Source organism: Streptomyces sediminimaris (genome assembly GCF_047049295.1).
Classification (GTDB): domain Bacteria; phylum Actinomycetota; class Actinomycetes; order Streptomycetales; family Streptomycetaceae; genus Streptomyces; species Streptomyces sediminimaris.
This window is the reverse complement of sequence record NZ_JBJWOT010000001.1, coordinates 3927373-3945845: the sequence shown is the minus strand read 5'-3', so window position 1 is coordinate 3945845 and position 18473 is coordinate 3927373. Positions and strand designations below refer to the sequence as shown.

Below are 18473 nucleotides of genomic sequence, written 5' to 3'. Positions count from 1 at the left end.
TCTCGGCCACGGCTGCCGTCACATCATCACGGCCACATCACCACGGCCACATCACCACGGCACAGGGGCCGCGGCAGCCGTGGAACCGCTCACTGGCCGGAGGCCGTCGCGCTCGCGGAGGCCGAGTCCGTCGGGGTGGCCGAGGAGTTCGGGGTGTTCGCGGGGGAGGCGGCCGAGCCGGTCGGGCTGGGGGAGCCCTTCGGGGTCTTGCCCGGCTTCGGGGTGTTGGAGGTGGTGGGGGCGGTGGCCGACGGGATGCTGCTCGGGCCCCACTTCTGGAAGTAGCTCTTGGCCGGTACCACGAAGGCCCGCAGGCTCACGTCACCGGTCTTGCTGAAGGTGAAGGTGACCTTGCGGACGCTGCCGTCCTGGACGGCCTGGCTTCCGTTGGGCAGCACGGCGCTGGCGTTGCCCTTGCCGCCGATCACCACGGAGCCGTGCGCCGGGACGACGAGCTTGCCGCTGCCCTTGGCCGGCTTGACCTGGGCGGTCGCGTGGGTGTTCGGCAGGGTGATCGAGTCCACGGTCTGCGGGGTGTCACCGTTGTTGAAGACGGTCGCCGAGATCACGGCCGGTCCGGTCGCGTTGAGGTCCGGCTGGGTGACCACCAGCGCGTTCTGCACCTGCATGTCGCCGACCTTCACGGCGGCGTTGTCCGGCTTGACCTGCAGCGTCTGGGCGTCGTTGCCGGCACCGCACGCGGCGAGCGAGGCGATCGAGAACGCGATGGCGGCGGCGGCGAGGGCGCCGCGTCGAAGGCTGCTGCTCACGGCGGCGGCAACTCCTTGACTTGAGCGTGGCGACCGTTGAAGCCGCCCCAAGTGTCTGTGTGTCTGTCAGTGGCCCATAGGCTACCGAGCCGTTCGCGGCGCACCGCACCCGACCCTCCCTCGGGGCGCCGGGATCGCCCATGAGGGGCGGACCACTCACCCGTCCGCCATTCACATAAGCCGCTTCGGCATACGCCGGACGGCGGAGGCGCAAAATTTCCGCGAAGGAACGCGAAGGAACGCGAAGGAATAGGCGGGTGTCCCCGGAATTGATCACGCCGGGGGAACGGGGAACCGGGAACCGGGAACAACGGGCGACGTGGACAAGGCCCCGTGATCAATTCCGGAATCGGCGCGGAAGCGACTCCCGGCACCGAACGGAGTAGCGGAAGTCGCACATCTGGAACCGGACATATGTGGATGTTCATCCTCTTCGGAGGGCTCCCGGACGTGTGTGACGTACGTGTTTCCCCTCCCCCGGAGAGCCGCTCCGACCTGCGAATACCTTCTTCCGCCGGCATCGCGAAGCACGTTCCTGTTGCTGTTGTCAAGCCCCGAGATATGCCCTGACCTGCGAAAACGCCATTCAGAACCCGCGGTTTCCGTGTTACCCTGGATAGCCACGGAAGGGGTACCTGTCACATGACGTTCAAGGTTGGCGACACCGTGGTCTATCCCCATCACGGGGCCGCGCTGATCGAGGCCATCGAAACTCGCCAGATCAAAGGCGTGGACAAGACCTACTTGGTGCTGAAGGTCGCCCAGGGTGACCTGACGGTGCGTGTGCCAGCGGACAATGCGGAGTTCGTCGGCGTACGTGATGTGGTCGGTCAGGACGGGCTGGACCGGGTCTTCGAGGTGCTGCGCGCGCCGTACGCCGAGGAGCCCACGAACTGGTCGCGTCGATACAAGGCAAACCTGGAGAAGCTCGCCTCGGGCGATGTCATCAAGGTCGCGGAAGTGGTGCGTGACCTGTGGCGTCGTGAGCGCGAGCGTGGACTGTCCGCCGGTGAGAAGCGCATGCTCGCCAAGGCCCGCCAGATCCTGGTGAGCGAGCTCGCCCTCGCGGAGAACACGAACGAGGACAAGGCCGAGGCCCTGCTCGACGAGGTTCTCGCGTCCTGAACCTGACGCAGGCGCAAGCCCGCTTCAGCACTCAGTACATCGACACTCAGTACATCGACGTACATCGAAATGCCGCAGTGCCCGATGACGTATTTTCTGTCGCCGGGCCCTGCGGCATGTCCGCACTCTGACGCCTTGCCTGCAGCTACGTTCGACCACAGCTACGTTCGAACAGGGCGGGGAGCCCTTGCTGGCGTGCCGGGCCCGGGCTGCAGGCTCGACCAGGGTCACGGAAGGGTCCGGTCAAGGCGTCGCGCCCGGCACTTCCCAGGCCATACCCACGCCTGGACGGCACACAAACCTGACAGGAACCGATGTCTGACGATTCGCGTCCTTCACCCGCGGAACCCCGTACGGCCGCGGTGATTCCGGCCGCCGGACGGGGTGTACGCCTCGGTCCGGGCGCCCCCAAAGCGCTCCGCGCGCTGGGCGGCACCCCCATGCTCATCCACGCGGTGCGCGCGATGGCCGCCTCCCGCGCGGTCTCCCTGGTCGTCGTCGTGGCGCCGCCCGACGGAGCCGCCGAGGTCAAGTCGCTCCTCGACGCGCACGCCCTGCCCGAGCGGACCGACTTCCTCGTCGTCCCCGGCGGCGAGAGCCGCCAGGAGTCCGTGCGGCTCGGCCTCGACGCGCTGCCGCCCGACTACGGCATCGTGCTGGTGCACGACGCCGCGCGGCCCCTGGTGCCGGTGGACACGGTGGACGGGGTGATCGAGGCCGTGCGCGGGGGCGCGCCGGCCGTCGTGCCCGCGCTGCCGCTCGCCGACACCGTGAAGGAGGTCGAGCCGGCGGCGACGCCGGGCGAACCGGAGCCGGTGGTGGCCACCCCGGTGCGCTCCCGCCTGCGCGCGGTGCAGACACCCCAGGGCTTCCACCGGGCCACGCTGGTGCGCGCCCACGAAGAGGTCACCGAGGACGTCACCGACGACGCGAGCATGGTCGAAAGACTCGGCGAGACGGTCCTGCTGGTGCCCGGCCACGAGGAGGCCTTCAAGGTCACGCGCCCGCTGGACCTGGTCCTGGCCGAGGCGGTCCTGGCCCGCAGGAGGCTGAACGATGGCTTCTGAGGCACCTGGTCCGCGGCTGCCGCCGGGCGAGCCGGTCCCCCTGCCCCAGGTCGGCATCGGCACCGACATCCACGCCTTCGAGGAGGGCCGCGCCCTGTGGTGCGCGGGCCTGAAGTGGGAGGGCGAGGGGCCGGGGCTGGCCGGCCACTCCGACGCGGACGTCGTCGCGCACGCCGCGTGCAACGCGCTGTTCTCGGCCGCCGGCCTCGGCGACCTGGGACAGCACTTCGGCACCGGGCGCCCCGAGTGGTCCGGCGCCTCCGGCGTCACACTGCTCACGGAGGCGGCCCGTGTCGTCCGCGCGGCCGGCTTCCGGATCGGCAACGTCGCCGTACAGGTCGTAGGACCCCGTCCGAAGATCGGCAAGCGCCGCGACGAGGCGCAGCAGCTGCTGTCGGAGGCGGCGGGCGCGCCGGTCTCCGTCTCCGGCGCCACGACCGACGGCCTGGGGTTCCCGGGCCGCGGCGAGGGGCTGATGGCGATCGCGACGGCACTCGTGGTGCGCGCGGGCTGATCGGGCGCGGGGGTGCCGCCCGGGGCCCGCGCTCCGGGCAGGACGCCGAACGGGTTCTCGTGCGCATCACCCGCAGGAGGGCCGTCAGGAGCGTCCGGACCCGTCCCGGACGGGCCCGGCGGGGCCGCGGGGGACGTCACGAAAGCGTCCGGCTTGACGTGAGGGGCGCGAGGCACTACCCCGCGCCCACTACCCTGGAGTCGTGACTATTCGCCTGTACGACACCAGCGCCCGGCAGATCCGTGACTTCACCCCGATCAAGCCGGGTTGTGTCTCGATCTACCTGTGTGGCGCCACCGTGCAGGCGGCCCCGCACATCGGGCACATCCGCTCCGGGCTCAACTTCGACATCATGCGCCGCTGGTTCGAGTACCGCGGCCACGAGGTGACGTTCATCCGGAACGTCACCGACATCGACGACAAGATCATCGCCAAGGCGGCCGAGCAGAACCGCCCGTGGTGGTCGATCGGGTACGGCAACGAGCGCGCCTTCGACGAGGGTTACACCGCGCTCGGCTGCCTCCCGCCGACGTACGAGCCGCGGGCCACCGGTCACGTGACCGAGATGGTCGAGATGATGCAGGGCCTGATCGAGCGCGGACACGCCTACGAGGCGGACGGCAACGTCTACTTCGACGTGCGCTCCTTCCCCGGCTACCTGGAGCTGTCCCGGCAGGAGCTCGACAACCTCCAGCAGCCCGCCGGCACCGGCGAGACCGGCAAGCGCGACCCGCGCGACTTCGCCATGTGGAAGGCCGCCAAGCCCGGCGAGCCGACCTGGGCGACCCCGTGGGGCCGCGGCCGTCCCGGCTGGCACCTGGAGTGCTCGGCGATGGCGCACAAGTACCTCGGCACCGCCTTCGACATCCACGGCGGCGGCCTGGACCTGATCTTCCCGCACCACGAGAACGAGATCGCCCAGGCCAAGGCCTACGGCGACGACTTCGCCCGGTACTGGGTGCACAACGCCTGGGTCACCATGGCCGGCGACAAGATGTCCAAGTCGCTGGGCAACAGCGTCCTCGTGAGCGAGATGGTCAAGCGGTGGCGCCCGATCGTGCTGCGCTACTACCTCGGCACCCCGCACTACCGCTCGATGATCGAGTACAGCGAGGAGTCGCTGCGCGAGGCCGAGTCGGCGTTCGCGCGCATCGAGGGCTTCGTGCAGCGGGTGGGCGAGCTGACGGGGAAGGCCGGCGTCGTCGAGCCGTCCCCCGAGGTGCCGCCCGCCTTCGCCGAGGCGATGGACGACGACCTGGGCGTGCCCCAGGCGCTGGCGATCGTGCACAACACCGTCCGGCAGGGCAACAGCGCGCTGGCCGCCGACGACAAGGAAGCCGCCGTGGCCCGCCTCGCCGAGGTGCGCGCCATGCTCGGCGTCCTCGGCCTGGACCCCCTCGACCCGCACTGGGCGGGGGAGACCGGCCGCGGCGAGGATCTGCACGGCGTCGTCGACAGCCTCGTACGCCTGGTCCTGGACCAGCGTGAGGCGGCCCGCGCCCGCAAGGACTGGGCGACCGCGGACGCCATCCGCGACCAGCTGGGCCAGTCCGGTCTCGCCATCGAGGACAGCCCGCAGGGCCCGCGCTGGAGCCTCGGCCCGCGCTGAGCCCGGCCGCTGAACGGAAGACCGGAACGGAACCGAGCCCGGAAGACCGAGCCCGGAAGACCGGGTCCGGAAGACCGGGTCCGGAAGACCGGGTCCGGAAGACCGGGTCCGGAAGACCGGGTCCGGAAGACGGGTCCGGAAGACCGGGTCCGGAAGACCGGAACAGAAGATCGATTGTGCCGCCCGGCCCCCCGGGCGGCACACTTCACAGACGTACGCACACACACTCACGACAGACGGGTAGGTCATGGCCACCAACAACCGCCGCATGTCCGGCAAGAAGGGCGCGCAGGTCGGCAGTGGCGGCCAGCGGCGCAAGGGCCTGGAGGGCAAGGGCCCGACCCCGCCCGCCGAGATGCGCAAGGGCCACAAGAAGAACCGCATCGCGGGCGCCAAAGCGAAGCAGACCGCGCGCCGTCCCGCACCGCGCGGCCGCGGCGGCAGGTCGTCGTCCGAACTGGTCGTGGGCCGCAACCCGGTGGTCGAGGCGCTGCGCGAGGGCGTACCGGCCACCACCCTCTACGTGCAGCAGTTCATCGACAACGACGAGCGGGTGCGCGAGGCGCTCCAGCTCGCGGCCGACCGCGGCGGCATCAACCTCATGGAGGCCCCCCGCCCCGAGCTCGACCGCATGACGAACGGGCTCAACCACCAGGGGCTGGTCCTCCAGGTCCCGCCGTACGAGTACGCCCACCCCGAGGACCTGGCGAACGCGGCGTACGACGCGGGCGAGGACCCGCTGATCGTCGCCCTCGACGGCGTGACCGACCCGCGCAACCTCGGCGCCGTCGTCCGCTCCGTCTCCGCCTTCGGCGGTCACGGTGTGGTCGTGCCCGAGCGGCGCGCGGCCGGGATGACCGCCGGGGCCTGGAAGACCTCCGCCGGCACGGCCGCCCGTACGCCCGTCGCCCGCGCCACCAACCTGACGCGCGCGCTGGAGGCGTACAGGAAGCAGGGCATCGCGGTCGTCGGTCTCGCCGCCGACGGGGAGGCCGAGATCGGCGAGCTGCAGGCCCTGGAGGGCCCGGTCGTCATCGTCGTCGGCAGCGAGGGCAAGGGCCTGTCCCGGCTCGTCGGCGAGACCTGCGACTTCCGGGTGCGGATCCCGATGCCGGGCGGCGCGGAGTCGCTGAACGCGGGCGTCGCCGCGGGCGTCGTTCTGTACGAGGCGGCCCGGCGCCGCGGCTGAACACGTGTCCGCGCCGTCACCCGTGCGGGTCGATCTGGGCGTCTCGGGACAAGGTTGACGCGGTCCGGACACATCCGGCACGGGTCACGGCAGTGTCCTAAACGACCGTCACTCGGTTAGATGAGTGTGGACACCAGAACACCCCGCACACCCACGGGGGACGGCCCGTCGGGAATCGATGACGCTCCCGCGCTGAGCATGGTGAAGGTGCCGAGCGATCCGGCGCAGGTGATCGTCAACCATGCGAGCTTCCGCGTGATGCTGGGCGCCTCGACGCGAGCCCAGTCGCCGCGGATCGCCCGTCACTTGAGCGCCACCCAGGAGGGCGCCCGCCAGCCGCTCGCCGGCACCGCGGCGGGCAGAGCGGGGGCCGCCGCGGGCGCCCGGCGCCGGCCCGTCGTGTGGAGCGGCCGGTCCGCCCCCGACGACACCGGGGCGCACCGCCTGCTGCAGGCCGTACGCGGCGGCAGCGTCCGGCACGGCGAGGAGCCGTCCGCCGACGCCGGAGCCACCCAGGTCATCCCGCGCGTCGACGCCGGCGGCTACGACGAGGTCTACGACGAGCTCGACGCCACCGTCGAGACCCCGCTCGTCGGCGCCCAGCGCAGGCATCACGACGACCCCGGCGGCACCCGCCTCCTGCCCGCGATGCGCACCGTCGGCAGTGCCTACGACGAGGAACCGCCCTACGGCGCCGAGGAGTCCGAGGACTTCGACGAGTCCGGCGAGGCCGACGGCGCCGACCGGCCGGCCAGGCGGCACGGCGACGACCCGGCCCGGCACGCCTACTACCCGGGCCGCCGGATGAACCTCGGCGTCGTCCTGCTCCCGCTGCGCATCTTCCTCGGCTTCATCTCCGTCTACGCCGGCATGGGCAAGCTGTGCGACCCCGTCTACTTCGACGGCGGCAAGCGCGGCTCCATGGTCAAGTGGCTCAACACGCTGCACCCCTGGGAGGTCGCCGAGCCGCTGCGCCAGTTCGCCCTGCACCACCCGGTCGGCTCGGGCCTGGTCATCGCCTTCGCGCAGGTCGTCGTGGGCGTCCTGACGGTCCTGGGCTGCTGGCAGCGCGTGGCCGCCGTCTTCGGCGGCCTGCTCTCCGCCGCGCTGATCGTCACGGTCAGCTGGAAGACGGTCCCCGCTTACGACGCCCCCGACATCATCTATCTCGCCGCCTGGTCCCCGCTGATCATCGCCGGCGCCCCCGTCTACTCCGTCGACGGCCGGCTCGCGGGCAGCGCCTGGCGGCGCCTGGGCCCCGCCTCCGACATCTGGGAGCTGCGCCGCTACGTCCTGCGCCGCGGTGCCCTCGTCACGGCGGTCGTCACCGGCGTCACGCTGCTCGTCGGGTCGCTGCTCGGCGGCGCGGTGCGCGACGCCGACCGGGTGACCGTCCCGGGCCCGGGCGAGGCCCCGCGCAACGAGCTGCCCGGCTCCCCGCTCCCGCACACGCCGGGCGCGCGGCACAGCCGGTCGCCGTCGGCCTCCAGCGCGCCCAGCCAGGGCACGACCGCCGGATCCACCCCCTCGCACGCGGCGACCACGCCGGGCGCCACCGCGACGGGCGGCGCGCCCAGCCAGGCCCAGAGCACGGCGGGCCAGGCACCGCCGCAGCGGTCGTCGCCGACCGGGGGCGCCCCCAGCACCAGCTCCGGACCCACCTCCGGCGGCAGCGCGGGCGGCACCGGCTCGACCGGCGGCACCGGCTCGGGGGGCTCATCCTCCGGCGAGCCGGGCCTGGTGGGCGGCCTGTTGGGGTAGCCGGGCCGGTGGGCGGAATCCTGGGCACCCCCACCGGCTGACTCACCGGGTCCATACGAAGGGGCCCCGCACGCGGTGTGCGGGGCCCCTTTCGACCTGCGCCCCACAAGGGGTGCGGGGAACTGCGCGACCAGCCCCCACCGACCCGCGGCCGAAGGACGACCGAATCGCCCAAGGCGCGACGTCACCGCCCCTGAGCGGCCAGCTCCTTCGCGGCCTCGGTCAGATCCTTCGCCGTGTCGATGGCACGCCAGTAGGCGCCCTGCGGGATCGGGAACCCGGCCAGCCGGCGCTCACGCGCCAGATGCGGGAAGGTCGTCCGCTCGTGGTCGCCCCGCTCCGGGAGCAGTGCGGCGAACCCGGGGGAGAAGACGTACACGCCGGCGTTGATCTCGAACGTCGAGGGCGGCGCCTCGATGAAGTCCGTGATGTGCCCGAAGCCGTCCGTCTTCACCGCGCCCCAGGGCAGGCGCGGGCGGGCCAGGGCGAGCGTCGCGGTCGCGTCGCGCTCGGTGTGGAAGTCCGCCATGTCGCGCAGCGAGAAGCGGGTCCAGATGTCGCCGTTGGTGGCGTACCAGGGCAGGTCGGGGTGCGGGAGCCGGGCGGCGGCGTACTTCAGCCCGCCACCGCGGCCGAGCGGCTCGGTCTCCACGACCGTCGTCACCCTCACCGGCAGGTCGGCCGAGGCGAGCCAGTCCTGCAGGACCTCGGCGAGATGGCCGCAGCTGATCACCACGTCGGTCACGCCCTCTTCGGCCAGCCAGGCAAGCTGATGGCCGATGATCGGAGTCCCGGTGCCGGGTATCTCGACCATCGGCTTGGGCCGGTCGTCGGTGTAGGGGCGCAGCCGGGATCCCTGGCCGCCGGCCAGGACGACGGCTTGAACGGGGCGGGAGGCGGCGTTCGGATCGGTCATGACCGAACTGTACGGCGCGTCCCGCCCGGGTCCGGACCAGGAAGCCCTTCCTTAATCAGCCGTTACCCTCCTCGATCAGCCGTTGCCCTCCTCCCGGCCCACCGCGGGGAGGAGGGCCGGGATCAGACGTGCGCGGCGGCGACGCCGGAGGCGAACGAGGTGTCGCAGACGGGGCGGGCGTAGGACTGGGCGCGGGTGGGGCCGTAGACGCGGACCGCGGCGCGGCCCACGGCGCGGGCGATGGACGCGCAGTGCTTGGCGAGCGACGGGCGCTCCGCCACGGCCTGCTGCAGGTGCGTGAGCACCACGCCCGGATCGTCCTGCTGGAGCTCGGCCAGGAGCTTGTCGCGCAGCACGTCCTGGGGGGCGCGGTGGGCCGCCTTGGCGTCCTTGCCGATGTCGGACGCGTCGGAGGCGGTGAGGACCGAGTCGGACCGGGATCCCGTCCAGTTGACTCGGGTGACCGCGAGGGTCCCGGAAAGCACCAGGACGACGGGCAGGACGAGGGCGAGCGTACGGCCGATACGGCGGGCGGGGCCCCGGCCGCATCGCGTCTGTCGGTTAGTGGAGTGCTTCACGCGAGTGAGAGTAGCGCCCGGTGATGATTTGGCGACATTTGGTCACCACTTCGGGGGATGGGCAATGGCCTCGTGCGGGGTACGGGGTTGACGCACGCTGCTCGAAATGACCGGTGTGCCGGGGTATTTGTCGACAAGAAAGAGGGCCCCGCAGGCGTCTGCGGGGCCCTCTTCGTCAACTTGGGTGAATTTTCCCGGATGGGCGCTTGGGCGGTTGCCGTCCGGGCCCGCCGCCTCGCCGCCTCAGTCGGAGAGGCGCTCGCCCGTGGAGGTCGAGAACACGTGGGCCTCGCCCGGACGCGGCACGACGTGCAGCGTGGAGCCCTTCTCCGGCACCCGGCGGCCCTCGACGCGGACGACGAGGTCCTTGGTCTCGCCGCCGACCTCGGCGGTGCCGTAGACGTAGCCGTCGGCGCCGAGCTCCTCGACGACGTTGACGGAGACCGCGAGACCGGCCGGGGCGTCGTCGGCGTCCTTGGACAGGGAGGCCGCGGCGCCGCCGTTCTGCTCGACGATGTCGAAGTGCTCGGGGCGGACGCCGACGGTGACCGTGCGGTCGCCCTTGTCGCCGGCGGCCTTCAGGGCCTCGCGGTTGACCGGGAGGACGCTGTTGCCGAACTTCACGCCGCCGTCGGTGATCGGCACCTCGACCAGGTTCATGGCGGGGGAGCCGATGAAGCCGGCGACGAAGAGGTTGGCCGGGCGGTCGTACATGTGGCGCGGCGAGTCGACCTGCTGCAGCAGCCCGTCCTTGAGCACCGCCACGCGGTCGCCCATCGTCATGGCCTCGACCTGGTCGTGGGTGACGTAGACGGTGGTGATGCCGAGGCGGCGCTGCAGCGAGGCGATCTGCGTGCGGGTGGAGACGCGGAGCTTGGCGTCGAGGTTGGACAGCGGCTCGTCCATGAGGAAGACCTGCGGCTCACGCACGATGGCGCGGCCCATGGCGACACGCTGACGCTGACCACCGGAGAGCGCCTTCGGCTTGCGGTCCAGGTACTCGGTGAGGTCGAGGATCTTCGCCGCCTCCTCGACCTTCTTGCGGATCTCCGCCTTGTTGACGCCGGCGATCTTGAGCGCGAAGCCCATGTTGTCGGCGACGGTCATGTGCGGGTACAGCGCGTAGTTCTGGAACACCATGGCGATGTCCCGGTCCTTCGGCGGCAGGTGGGTGACGTCGCGCTCACCGATGCGGATGGCGCCGGCGTTCACGTCCTCGAGCCCCGCCAGCATGCGGAGCGAGGTGGACTTGCCGCAGCCGGACGGGCCGACCAGGACGAGGAACTCGCCGTCCTCGATCTCGATGTCCAGGCCGTCAACGGCGGGCTTCTCGGAACCCGGGTAGATCCGGGTCGCTTTGTCGAACGAGACAGTGGCCATGGTGAATGGGCCCCCTTCTACCGGCAGGAACGTGCCGGACGATCCGTTGTAGGAAGGTGGTGGTGTAGTCCACGAGGGTGAACTGGCTCAGGACGCTACCTGGCGTACGGCTGATCTGTCAGTACCTGCGGGGCAGTGAACTTCGCGGAAATTTTCGACAGGGGGCCACGGGGACCTGGGTACACTGCACGGGCACGCACCCGAAGCGGACGTGCGCGCCTCCTTAGCTCAGCTGGTCAGAGCGCCGCTCTTGTAAAGCGAAGGTCGTCGGTTCGAATCCGACAGGGGGCTCCTTCCCTGCCAGGGACAACGCCCCCACGATTCATGATCGCGGGGGCGTTGACGGCAGTTTTTGACGGCAGTCCCCTCGGAGGCTCGGGCTGGCGGTGCTCCGGTATTGGTGGGTGTGGAGCTCTCCAGAGCCTCCTTCACCATGCCGGTCAGGGATACCAGGCGTCCCGCCAGGCGGGGTGCAATTCGAACCGTAGAGCGAGGGCCTTCATCGTCCCGAAGGCGAGGGCGGAATCCAGTGGCCAACACACCCCCGCTCTCCGTTCCTCTTCGATGCGCTGCTCGCAGCGCTCCAGGATTCTGCGGTGGGTGGCGATACGAGTCCGTATCTGGGTAGGGAAGGGGCAATGGCAGGCGCAGGGGCTGGCGCAAGTACCCTCCTGGGCGGCGGGGCAGTCCAGTTCGTGGAAGAGCGCGCAGTCCAGTTCCTCTTCGTCCCATCGCTCCCTGAGGAAAGCAGCTAGGTACTTCGGCATGCTGTCTCCCAGACGTCCGCTCAGGCGCGTACGGCTGTCACGCTCCCCGGACTGGTCGGCGCGCGGTCGCAGCGCTCCAGCGGGGGCACCAGGCAAGGCCTCGCGTCGTCTGGTGCGCTCCGTGTCGGACCAGGCGAATACGGCGGACCGCTTCCCCGGATGGGCCGCTCGCTCCGAGAACTGGGACTGAGCAGCCTGACCGTTGCGGGGGCCAACTGACCTTCCATCAGGCTAGTAGGCCTATGGCTCTATCCTACTGCTCCTCGCGGCTCTGTCCTGATGCGTCACCGGCGCTCATCCATGTGCGAATAACAGGCCTCGCAGGTCGCTGTCGCCGGTCCTGGGAATGGCCCGCTTGACCGAGTCCCCGCCGCGCGCTCCCCTGCCTGCCGAAATGCGTCGACTTGATACGGCAGGCGGGGAGCCGCGCAGGAACGAGCGCGGTTGTCACCGAGCGTGGCTGCGGCGCCTGAGCAGGCGGTCCATGTGGCCCATGGCCTCCCGTCGGTCGCCGTCGCTCACGTGCGTGTAGACGTTCATCGTCACCGCGATCTGTGAGTGTCCAAGGATCTCCATCACGGTCCGGGGTGCCACGCCGGCCGCGAACAGGAGCGAGGCGCATCCGTGGCGGGTGTCGTGCAAGCGGACCTGCGGCAGCCCTGCGGAAGACGAGATCCGGAGGAACGAGCGGTAGAGGTTCCGAGGCTCGATGGGCCGACCGCTCCGCGTGGTGAACACGAGGTCGCTTCGCTGCCAGTCCTTCCCGGCAGTGGCGCGCTGCTCCGCCTGCCGCAGACGCTGCCACCGGAGCGGCGCCACACACATCAGCGGAATCGGGATCACGCGCGCCCGCCGGTTCTTCGTCGTGTCGAGGTACAGCAGCTTGCCACCACGGTGCAGCGTGGTCCGGACGGTCAGCGTGCGCCGGTCAAGGTCCACGTCCTTCCACTGCAATCCCAGGATCTCGCCACGCCTCAGACCGAGCGCGACGGCGAGAACGAACGCCGCGTAAAGCGGGTCGGTCCGTGCTGCTTCCAGGAACGTCAGCGTCTCGTCCAGCGACCACGGGCGCAGCTCGCGCGGCTCCACTCGGGGAGCGGGAACCAACTGGACCACGTTGCGGCTGATCAGTTCCTCACGGCACGCGGCGGCCATGGCGGTCCGTAGCACGCGGTGCGCTTCCTTCGCGGTCGCCGCAGACGACTGTTTGGTGACCTCCGAGAGCATCCGCCGGACGTTCGCCGTTGTCAGCGACTCCAGCCGTCGACTGCCGAGGAGCGGCACCAGGTAGAGCCGCACGTGCATCTCGTACTTGATGTACGTCGTGCGCTTCCGGTTGGGCTTGATGTGCTCGTCCAGCCAGTACGGCAGCCACTCGGAGAGCTTCGCGGACCGGGACGGCGTCGGGATGCCCTGACGGTCGCGGCGCACGAGTTCCTGACGCTTCTCGTCGCACTCCTCCCACGTGTTGCCGTACACCGTCTTGCGCTTGCGCGTGCCGTCCGGCTGAGGGACGTAGACGCGGGCCTCGAAGCGTCCGTCCTTCCGCTGCCAGATGCTGCCGGCGCCGTTGGGGTTCCTCTTTCGCTGAGCCATCAGGCTGCGTTCTCCTCAAGTCGGTTGTGCATGTAGTGGCGTACGGCGTCGACCGGGATGCGGCGTGCACGGCCGGACGTGTAGCTCGGGAGCTGCTTGGAGCGAATGAGGTCGTAGACCTTGCTGCGGCTGAGCCGCAGAGCGGTCATGACCTCTGGGACGGTGAGTGCTTGCGGGTCGCTCGGGACGACGGTCAGCACGGTGAGACCTCCGAGAGAGGGCGGGGCCTACGAAGGGGACTCGTTCAGGGGCTCGTCACGAGCCCGCGTGTGTCCGAGGTACGGATTTCTGCGTCACGGCGTCACCAGCGTCACTTGAGCTTCTGACCTGCGGCTTTGTGTGACGCGCTGTCGAGAGGCTGCGTCATCGGCGCGTCACGGGCTGCGTCATCGCGTGACGCAGGTGACGCAGGATGACGCAGAGGATGCCGTCTGCGTCACGCCTGTTGCCGCAGGTCAGGTGCCGTTTTTCGGCGTGCGTGACGCACGTGACGCAGCGTCTTCCTCTTAAGACAAAAGAGGGGGTGTCTGTTGTAGTAGCGGTGGCGCCTCAAAGCGTGAAGAAGGAGCCGCTTCGCGGCGCGACCTTGGGGCGGCGGCGGTGCCGCCGGAAGAGCAGTGACGGGCCGCTGCGCGGCGCGCCCTTTGGGCGGCGCGCGGCGCCGAACAGCAAGAGGAGCACGCGCCGCCTGGTGCTCTTCTTGCTTGTCCGGGCGCGGGTCAGAACGCCTGCTGCTCGTGTGGCGGTGGTGCGGCCGGGCGGGTCATTTCGAGGTAGCGGCCCGTCCTGGTGCGGCCCGAGTCGACGAGCACGCCGCGTGCGGCCAGGGTCGGCTGGAGGCGCTTGAGCCGGTCGGAGAGCACCTTTCCGGTGGTCGGCCAGCCCTTGGGCAGGGGACGCGGATCGTCGTTGCTGTAGAGGCCGCTGAGGAGGTGCAGCCACTCGGTGGACGTCATCCGCTGCGCCCCGCCCGGCTCGATGGTCTCGGCATGCCTGAGGACGGTCTGCGCCAGGAGGTCACCCTCGATTACGTCGTCGTTGAGGTCGTCCAGGCTGGCCCGGTACGCGGCGAGCGCCCCGAGACCGGTCGCTGCATCGAGCTGCGCGCACAGGTGGGCGAAGTCCGCCATGCGCAGGTCGGTGGGGGTCTCCGCCTCAACGGCGCGGACCTTGACGGTGAGGTCGAGCAGGGACCCGAGGACGACGGGCAGCGCCTCCGCGTACTCCGCCCACAGTTCGGCCTCGGTACGCCGGACCTTGGGCCGCTCCAGCCGCAGCGGCAGAAGCCGTTCCGCGAGGTCACCGCGAATGACGCCCACGTCGATGCCGGTCAGCAGCAGCGGGCGGCGGTAGCCGACGCGGAAGACGTCCCCGTCGGTGAACAGGGCGCGCTTGACGCTCTCGGCTCCGGTGACGACGCAGCACACGGCGTCGGACAGTTCCGGGGTGAGGTGGGAGAGGTTGTCCAGCGCGGTGACCCAGCCCGCCGCCACGGCCGCGATCAGGTTCTCCTCGTCCCTGGGAGCCCGGCGCAGGTCCCCGCCCATGCCCTCGATGATCCGCACGAGCATCCGCCCGCCGGTGGACTTGCCCGCACCCTGCGGCCCGGTCAGGAACGGGGCGGGCACCGGAACGGATGGCCCGAGGCATCCGATCAGCCACGCGATGGCCAGGCATTCGGTCTCGGCGGTAGCGAAGTTGCACAGCCGGAGCAACAGGTCGATGCCCTTGCCGTCGGTGTCCTTGGCGGGCAGGGGCAGTTCCCCGGTGAGCTGGGTGCGCCGCCAGCACACCTCACGCGGGTCCGGGACGGCGATATCCCAGCCGGTGGGGTGGATGCGGACGGACTGCCCGTCGCTGCGGCCCAGGTCCAGCCAAGTCGCCCCGTCGAATCCCGGGGCCACGCGGATGTGCACGGGCTGTACGTCCTCGGACAGGGCGAGTGCTTCGATCAGGTCCAACGCCTCCTTGAGGGCGGTGCCGTTGAAGACGCCGCGTCCGTCCCTGAACAGGCCGACCATGAGTTCCTGGCGGTGGCTGCCGGTGGTGCCCTGGGAACGGATCGGGCGGGCCACGGGGTGGCCGTTCTTCTGTGCGTAGACAGTGCCGTCGGCGGTGCGGAAGTAGCGGAAGTGTTCTTGGGCGTAGGCGGCGATGACCTCGCGGGCCGGGGTCTTGTCGTCCTCGGACATGGTCACAGTCCCAACTTCGTACGGGCGTTGGTCCACGCGTCGGTGCAGTGCCGGGCCGTCTCGCCCTTGGCCTGCGCGGCGGCGAACAGCCGCGCGATGTACGCCTCGGTGAGGCAGCCGCACCGGCCGTGCGTGGACAGCACCGCGAGGAACGTGCGGTAGACGGTGGCGTGCACCGCGCTGCGGGCCTCGGCGATGCGCTGCTCCGCCATGGCGATGCCACGGGCCAGGTAGGCGGGCGTGCGGTGCGGGCACGCCCCGCCCCCGACCGGCGTGGGCACGGCGGTGGCCACCGGTCGGACGGCGGCGGGCGCCTTCACGGTCAGCGCGCGCACGACGTTCGGGAGGGCGGTGAGGGTGCCGGTGCCGGGCCCAAGCCAGCGGGCGTAGGCCATGGTGGATTTGATGTCGACGCCGGGGCGGACGGCGTTGGCGGAGGGCATGACGCCCTGGTAGAGCCAGTGTTCGCCCCGGGTGGTGGGCACGGTCTGTGTGGCGGGCAGGTTGGCGCGGGCCCACGCGATGGCGTCGGCGTGGTCGAGGTCCACGACCGTCAGTCCCGCGCCGCCCGGGTGGTAGGCGACGGCTTCGGCGTGCCGCCAGGCGCGGCGCCAGGGGGCGGAGGTGATGAGGTGCGGGTCGGTGGTCGCGGCGGCCCACGCGTGGCAGGGCCCGGGGCAGGCGCACGGCCCCGGAATCTTCATGTTGGGTCGGCCGCCACAGGCGTTGTCGGCGCAGCGGCGGCAGTTGCCGAACGGCACCTTCCCGGCCCGTAACGGCAGCACCGGCACGCCGGAGGCGGCCAGGGCGAGAGCGGCTTGCAGGTGCTCTGCCCGGATGTCGGTCGGTTGGGTCATGCTGGAGGTCTCCAGTTCGTGAGTGTGCTGGATTGGCGGCGGCCCCGGTCATTGGCGTGAGGGGGCCGCCGCTGTCGTGCGGCGAGTGGTCAAGCGCGGGTGCTCAGGCCGCTTCCTTGCCGGGCAGGAGCATTCCGTCGTCGCTCTTGCGGAGGTCTCCCGTAGTGGTGAGCGCCTTGATTTCGCGGGAGACGGTGCCCTTGTTGATGCCGGTCCGGTCGGTGACGTCCCGCAGGGTGCGGGCCCCGTCGTGCACGGCCCGCAGCACCCGGTCCCGGTTCGTCTCCGGCACCGGCGTCGTGCTCACGTCCGGGGCGGTGGCCTGCTCCTTGACCAGCCGGAGCGTGCTTCCGGTCGGCTTGGACGAACCGCGGTGCCAGACGGGCCGGTCGGGCAGGGCGATGACGTCGGCCGGGGAGAACGCGCGGGTGCTGATCGGGTTCGGCTTGGCCTTCGGCCCCGAGCGCAGCATCGCCACGCCGGGCATGGGCAGTTCGTGCGCGTGCCAGCCCTTCTCGGTGGCGTCCTCACCGAATACCACCCGGGACTCCCCGGACGTGCTCAGGGCGAGCGCGGCCCGGTAGGTGATCTGCGCGCTGACCTGCGGGTCAATGCCACCGTTGCGGTCCATGGTCGGCTTCTGCGTGGCCCAGATCAGGATGATCTCGGCCGCGCGCGCCATGCGGGCCAGGGTTCGCAGGTTCTCCATGATCCGGCCCCAGTCCGGGTCACCCGGGTCGTCCTTCGTGGCACGGGCCCGGGGGGTTGCGGCCATGGAGATGACCTCCGCGCCTTCGTCCACGAAGACCGTGATGCGGGGCCGTTCGGGGCTGATGGAGATGACGTCCTGGCCGCGCGGGATGAGCGCCAGGCGCTCGTGCATCTCGGCAACCAGGTCGTCGGTGACCTCCAGCACCTCGTTCGGGGTGATGGCGGTGCGGGCGCGGTGCTGCCAGTTCATGGCCTCCACCCGCTTGGGATCGATGACGACCAGGCGGTGATCCTCCGCCTCGGAGCCCTCCGCCAGCAGCGCGCGGGTGGACCAGGACTTGCCCGACCCGGAGGTGCCCGCGACCAGCATCCGGCGCCCGAGCGGCACCATGACCGGCTCGCCGGTGACGGTGTCGACGCCCCACGGGGCGCCGGGAGTCCAGCCGGTCAGGTCGATGCCGTCGGCCGCGCTGCGGGTCCGCAGCGTGATCGTGGCGCGGTCGCCGTGACTGCCGGAGGCGATCTCCATGCGCAGGTCGGTGCGCGCCCCGAGCAGGGCCCGGATCTCATCCGCCTTCACTCGGAACGTCTTCGGCGTCCACCGGCCGTCCAGCCGGACGTGGGAGACGAGACCGGCCGGGGTGAGCTTGGCCGGGGCGGGCACGGTGCCCGACAGACCGCGCGCGTCGGCATTGGTCACCCAGAACGACGGATCCAACCGCGCGGCCAGGCGCCGCTCCTCAGCGGTCATCCCGTCATCGAGGTGCACCGACGGCTGACGACGCCCCAGCCACAACCCGGCGACATTCAGGCCGATGAGTCCGGCGGAGATGGACGCCGGCCACAGCGTGAGCGCGTGCGTGGCCTCCGTCATCAGCCACGTTGCCAGCCCGCCCGGGACCGCGTGCGCCGCGTGCGTCTGCACCGCGCGGGCCGCGAGGGTGGCCGGGTAGTTCTTCCGCGCCTCCTTCAACACCGACCGTGCCTGGCTGTGATGCTGCCGGGCGGCCTTGTGAGCGGTGCGCGCGGCCCGACGGGTCGCAGACAGCGGGTTGTTCGACGCCTTGCGCGCCGCGCTGCGCTGATTGCGCGCCATCGCGTGTGTGGAGCGCGCAGAGTTGTGCTCGCGCTGCGCCGCCATGAGCGCCTTCAGATTCTCCGAGGTGCGGAGCTGCGCGCGTCGCTCCGCCTCGCGGTCCCACCGTGCCGCGAACGGCGCGCACATCGGCGCGAGCGCATCCAACGCGCTGTTGGTCGTAGCGGCGGTGGTCGACCATGCTTGTTTCCAGTCCACGAAAGGGTCCTCCAAGACCGTGGATGAGGGCCGGTGCGCCGTTGCGTGGCGTCACCGGCCCGCCCGATTTGGGATGGTTGGCGCTGCCGGTTGCGTCGGCAACGCCGGTTGAACCTCCGCAACCGCCCCTGACCTGCGGAGTTGCGG

General features: G+C 71.0%; 15 protein-coding genes and 1 tRNA gene. 7 read left to right on the top strand and 9 right to left on the bottom strand.

Going from position 1 to position 18473, the window contains the following annotated elements:
* Positions 1–89 precede the first annotated feature (89 nt).
* Entirely contained in the window at positions 90–770 is a 681-nt protein-coding gene (locus ACJ9NR_RS18195; protein ID WP_412488625.1) for a copper chaperone PCu(A)C domain-containing protein, read from the bottom strand.
* Positions 771–1412: 642 nt separating this feature from the next.
* Here ACJ9NR_RS18195 and ACJ9NR_RS18190 point away from each other — a divergent pair.
* The 6 genes from ACJ9NR_RS18190 to ACJ9NR_RS18165 all read left to right on the top strand — a co-directional run bounded on the left by ACJ9NR_RS18190 (position 1413) and on the right by ACJ9NR_RS18165 (position 8035).
* Complete coding sequence (locus tag ACJ9NR_RS18190) at positions 1413–1895, top strand: CarD family transcriptional regulator (RefSeq protein ID WP_003953493.1); 483 nt, start codon at positions 1413–1415, stop codon at positions 1893–1895.
* 314 nt (positions 1896–2209) lie between these two features.
* Positions 2210–2962 carry a 2-C-methyl-D-erythritol 4-phosphate cytidylyltransferase gene (gene ispD / locus ACJ9NR_RS18185; protein WP_412488624.1) on the top strand — a complete coding sequence of 251 codons (753 nt, stop codon included), beginning with the start codon at positions 2210–2212 and terminating at the stop codon, positions 2960–2962.
* The gene (gene ispF, locus ACJ9NR_RS18180; RefSeq protein WP_412488623.1) at positions 2952–3476 is read left to right on the top strand and encodes a 2-C-methyl-D-erythritol 2,4-cyclodiphosphate synthase; all 525 of its coding nucleotides are present in this window, start codon (positions 2952–2954) and stop codon (positions 3474–3476) included. The genes ispD and ispF overlap by 11 nt, the downstream gene beginning before the upstream one ends.
* Before the next feature lie 202 nt (positions 3477–3678).
* Complete coding sequence (gene cysS, locus ACJ9NR_RS18175) at positions 3679–5085, top strand: cysteine--tRNA ligase (RefSeq protein ID WP_412488622.1); 1407 nt, start codon at positions 3679–3681, stop codon at positions 5083–5085.
* A gap of 247 nt (positions 5086–5332) precedes the next feature.
* Positions 5333–6274 (top strand): 23S rRNA (guanosine(2251)-2'-O)-methyltransferase RlmB, encoded by a 942-nt coding sequence (gene rlmB, locus ACJ9NR_RS18170; RefSeq protein ID WP_412488621.1) that lies wholly within the window; start codon positions 5333–5335, stop codon positions 6272–6274.
* 120 nt (positions 6275–6394) lie between these two features.
* The gene (locus tag ACJ9NR_RS18165; RefSeq protein WP_412488620.1) at positions 6395–8035 is read left to right on the top strand and encodes a DoxX family membrane protein; all 1641 of its coding nucleotides are present in this window, start codon (positions 6395–6397) and stop codon (positions 8033–8035) included.
* A 184-nt stretch (positions 8036–8219) separates the two neighbouring features.
* On the opposite strand, the gene ACJ9NR_RS18160 is transcribed toward ACJ9NR_RS18165, so the two are convergent.
* From ACJ9NR_RS18160 to ACJ9NR_RS18150, 3 genes are all read right to left on the bottom strand, one after another.
* Positions 8220–8951, bottom strand: a complete 732-nt coding sequence (locus ACJ9NR_RS18160) for a nucleotidyltransferase family protein (RefSeq protein WP_412488619.1) — start codon at positions 8949–8951, stop codon at positions 8220–8222.
* A gap of 122 nt (positions 8952–9073) precedes the next feature.
* Positions 9074–9529, bottom strand: coding sequence for a hypothetical protein (locus ACJ9NR_RS18155; RefSeq protein WP_412488618.1), 456 nt, complete (start codon positions 9527–9529; stop codon positions 9074–9076).
* Positions 9530–9772: 243 nt separating this feature from the next.
* Positions 9773–10909 (bottom strand): ABC transporter ATP-binding protein, encoded by a 1137-nt coding sequence (locus ACJ9NR_RS18150; protein ID WP_412488617.1) that lies wholly within the window; start codon positions 10907–10909, stop codon positions 9773–9775.
* Positions 10910–11126: 217 nt separating this feature from the next.
* Between ACJ9NR_RS18150 and ACJ9NR_RS18145 the strand changes: the two genes are divergently transcribed.
* A tRNA-Thr gene (locus tag ACJ9NR_RS18145) sits at positions 11127–11200 on the top strand.
* Between the two features lie 923 nt (positions 11201–12123).
* Here the strand turns inward: ACJ9NR_RS18145 and ACJ9NR_RS18140 are convergent.
* From ACJ9NR_RS18140 to ACJ9NR_RS18120, 5 genes are all read right to left on the bottom strand, one after another.
* On the bottom strand, positions 12124–13272 hold the full coding sequence (locus ACJ9NR_RS18140) for a site-specific integrase (RefSeq protein ID WP_412488616.1): 1149 nt from the start codon (positions 13270–13272) through the stop codon (positions 12124–12126).
* Positions 13272–13472: a helix-turn-helix domain-containing protein gene (locus ACJ9NR_RS18135; protein WP_133045813.1), complete on the bottom strand. Its 201-nt coding sequence runs from the start codon at positions 13470–13472 to the stop codon at positions 13272–13274. Before ACJ9NR_RS18135 ends, ACJ9NR_RS18140 begins: the two co-directional genes overlap by 1 nt.
* A 519-nt stretch (positions 13473–13991) precedes the next feature.
* Positions 13992–15464 carry an AICE element replication initiation protein gene (locus ACJ9NR_RS18130; RefSeq protein WP_412488615.1) on the bottom strand — a complete coding sequence of 491 codons (1473 nt, stop codon included), beginning with the start codon at positions 15462–15464 and terminating at the stop codon, positions 13992–13994.
* A 2-nt stretch (positions 15465–15466) separates the two neighbouring features.
* The gene (locus ACJ9NR_RS18125; protein WP_412488614.1) at positions 15467–16321 is read right to left on the bottom strand and encodes a bifunctional DNA primase/polymerase; all 855 of its coding nucleotides are present in this window, start codon (positions 16319–16321) and stop codon (positions 15467–15469) included.
* Between the two features lie 103 nt (positions 16322–16424).
* A complete protein-coding gene (locus ACJ9NR_RS18120) occupies positions 16425–18326 on the bottom strand; it encodes an FtsK/SpoIIIE domain-containing protein (RefSeq protein WP_412488613.1) in 1902 nt (633 codons plus the stop codon).
* Positions 18327–18473 lie beyond the last annotated feature (147 nt).

Excerpts from the sequence above, each read along its gene's own strand:
- ACJ9NR_RS18190 (WP_003953493.1), top strand. The coding sequence starts at position 1,413 with ATGACGTTCAAGGTTGGCGACACCGTGGTCTATCCCCATCACGGGGCC.
- ispD (WP_412488624.1), top strand. The coding sequence starts at position 2,210 with ATGTCTGACGATTCGCGTCCTTCACCCGCGGAACCCCGTACGGCCGCG.
- ispF (WP_412488623.1), top strand. The coding sequence starts at position 2,952 with ATGGCTTCTGAGGCACCTGGTCCGCGGCTGCCGCCGGGCGAGCCGGTC.
- rlmB (WP_412488621.1), top strand. The coding sequence starts at position 5,333 with ATGGCCACCAACAACCGCCGCATGTCCGGCAAGAAGGGCGCGCAGGTC.
- ACJ9NR_RS18165 (WP_412488620.1), top strand. The coding sequence starts at position 6,395 with ATGAGTGTGGACACCAGAACACCCCGCACACCCACGGGGGACGGCCCG.
- ACJ9NR_RS18160 (WP_412488619.1), bottom strand. The coding sequence starts at position 8,951 with ATGACCGATCCGAACGCCGCCTCCCGCCCCGTTCAAGCCGTCGTCCTG.
- ACJ9NR_RS18150 (WP_412488617.1), bottom strand. The coding sequence starts at position 10,909 with ATGGCCACTGTCTCGTTCGACAAAGCGACCCGGATCTACCCGGGTTCC.
- ACJ9NR_RS18140 (WP_412488616.1), bottom strand. The coding sequence starts at position 13,272 with ATGGCTCAGCGAAAGAGGAACCCCAACGGCGCCGGCAGCATCTGGCAG.
- ACJ9NR_RS18130 (WP_412488615.1), bottom strand. The coding sequence starts at position 15,464 with ATGTCCGAGGACGACAAGACCCCGGCCCGCGAGGTCATCGCCGCCTAC.
- ACJ9NR_RS18125 (WP_412488614.1), bottom strand. The coding sequence starts at position 16,321 with ATGACCCAACCGACCGACATCCGGGCAGAGCACCTGCAAGCCGCTCTC.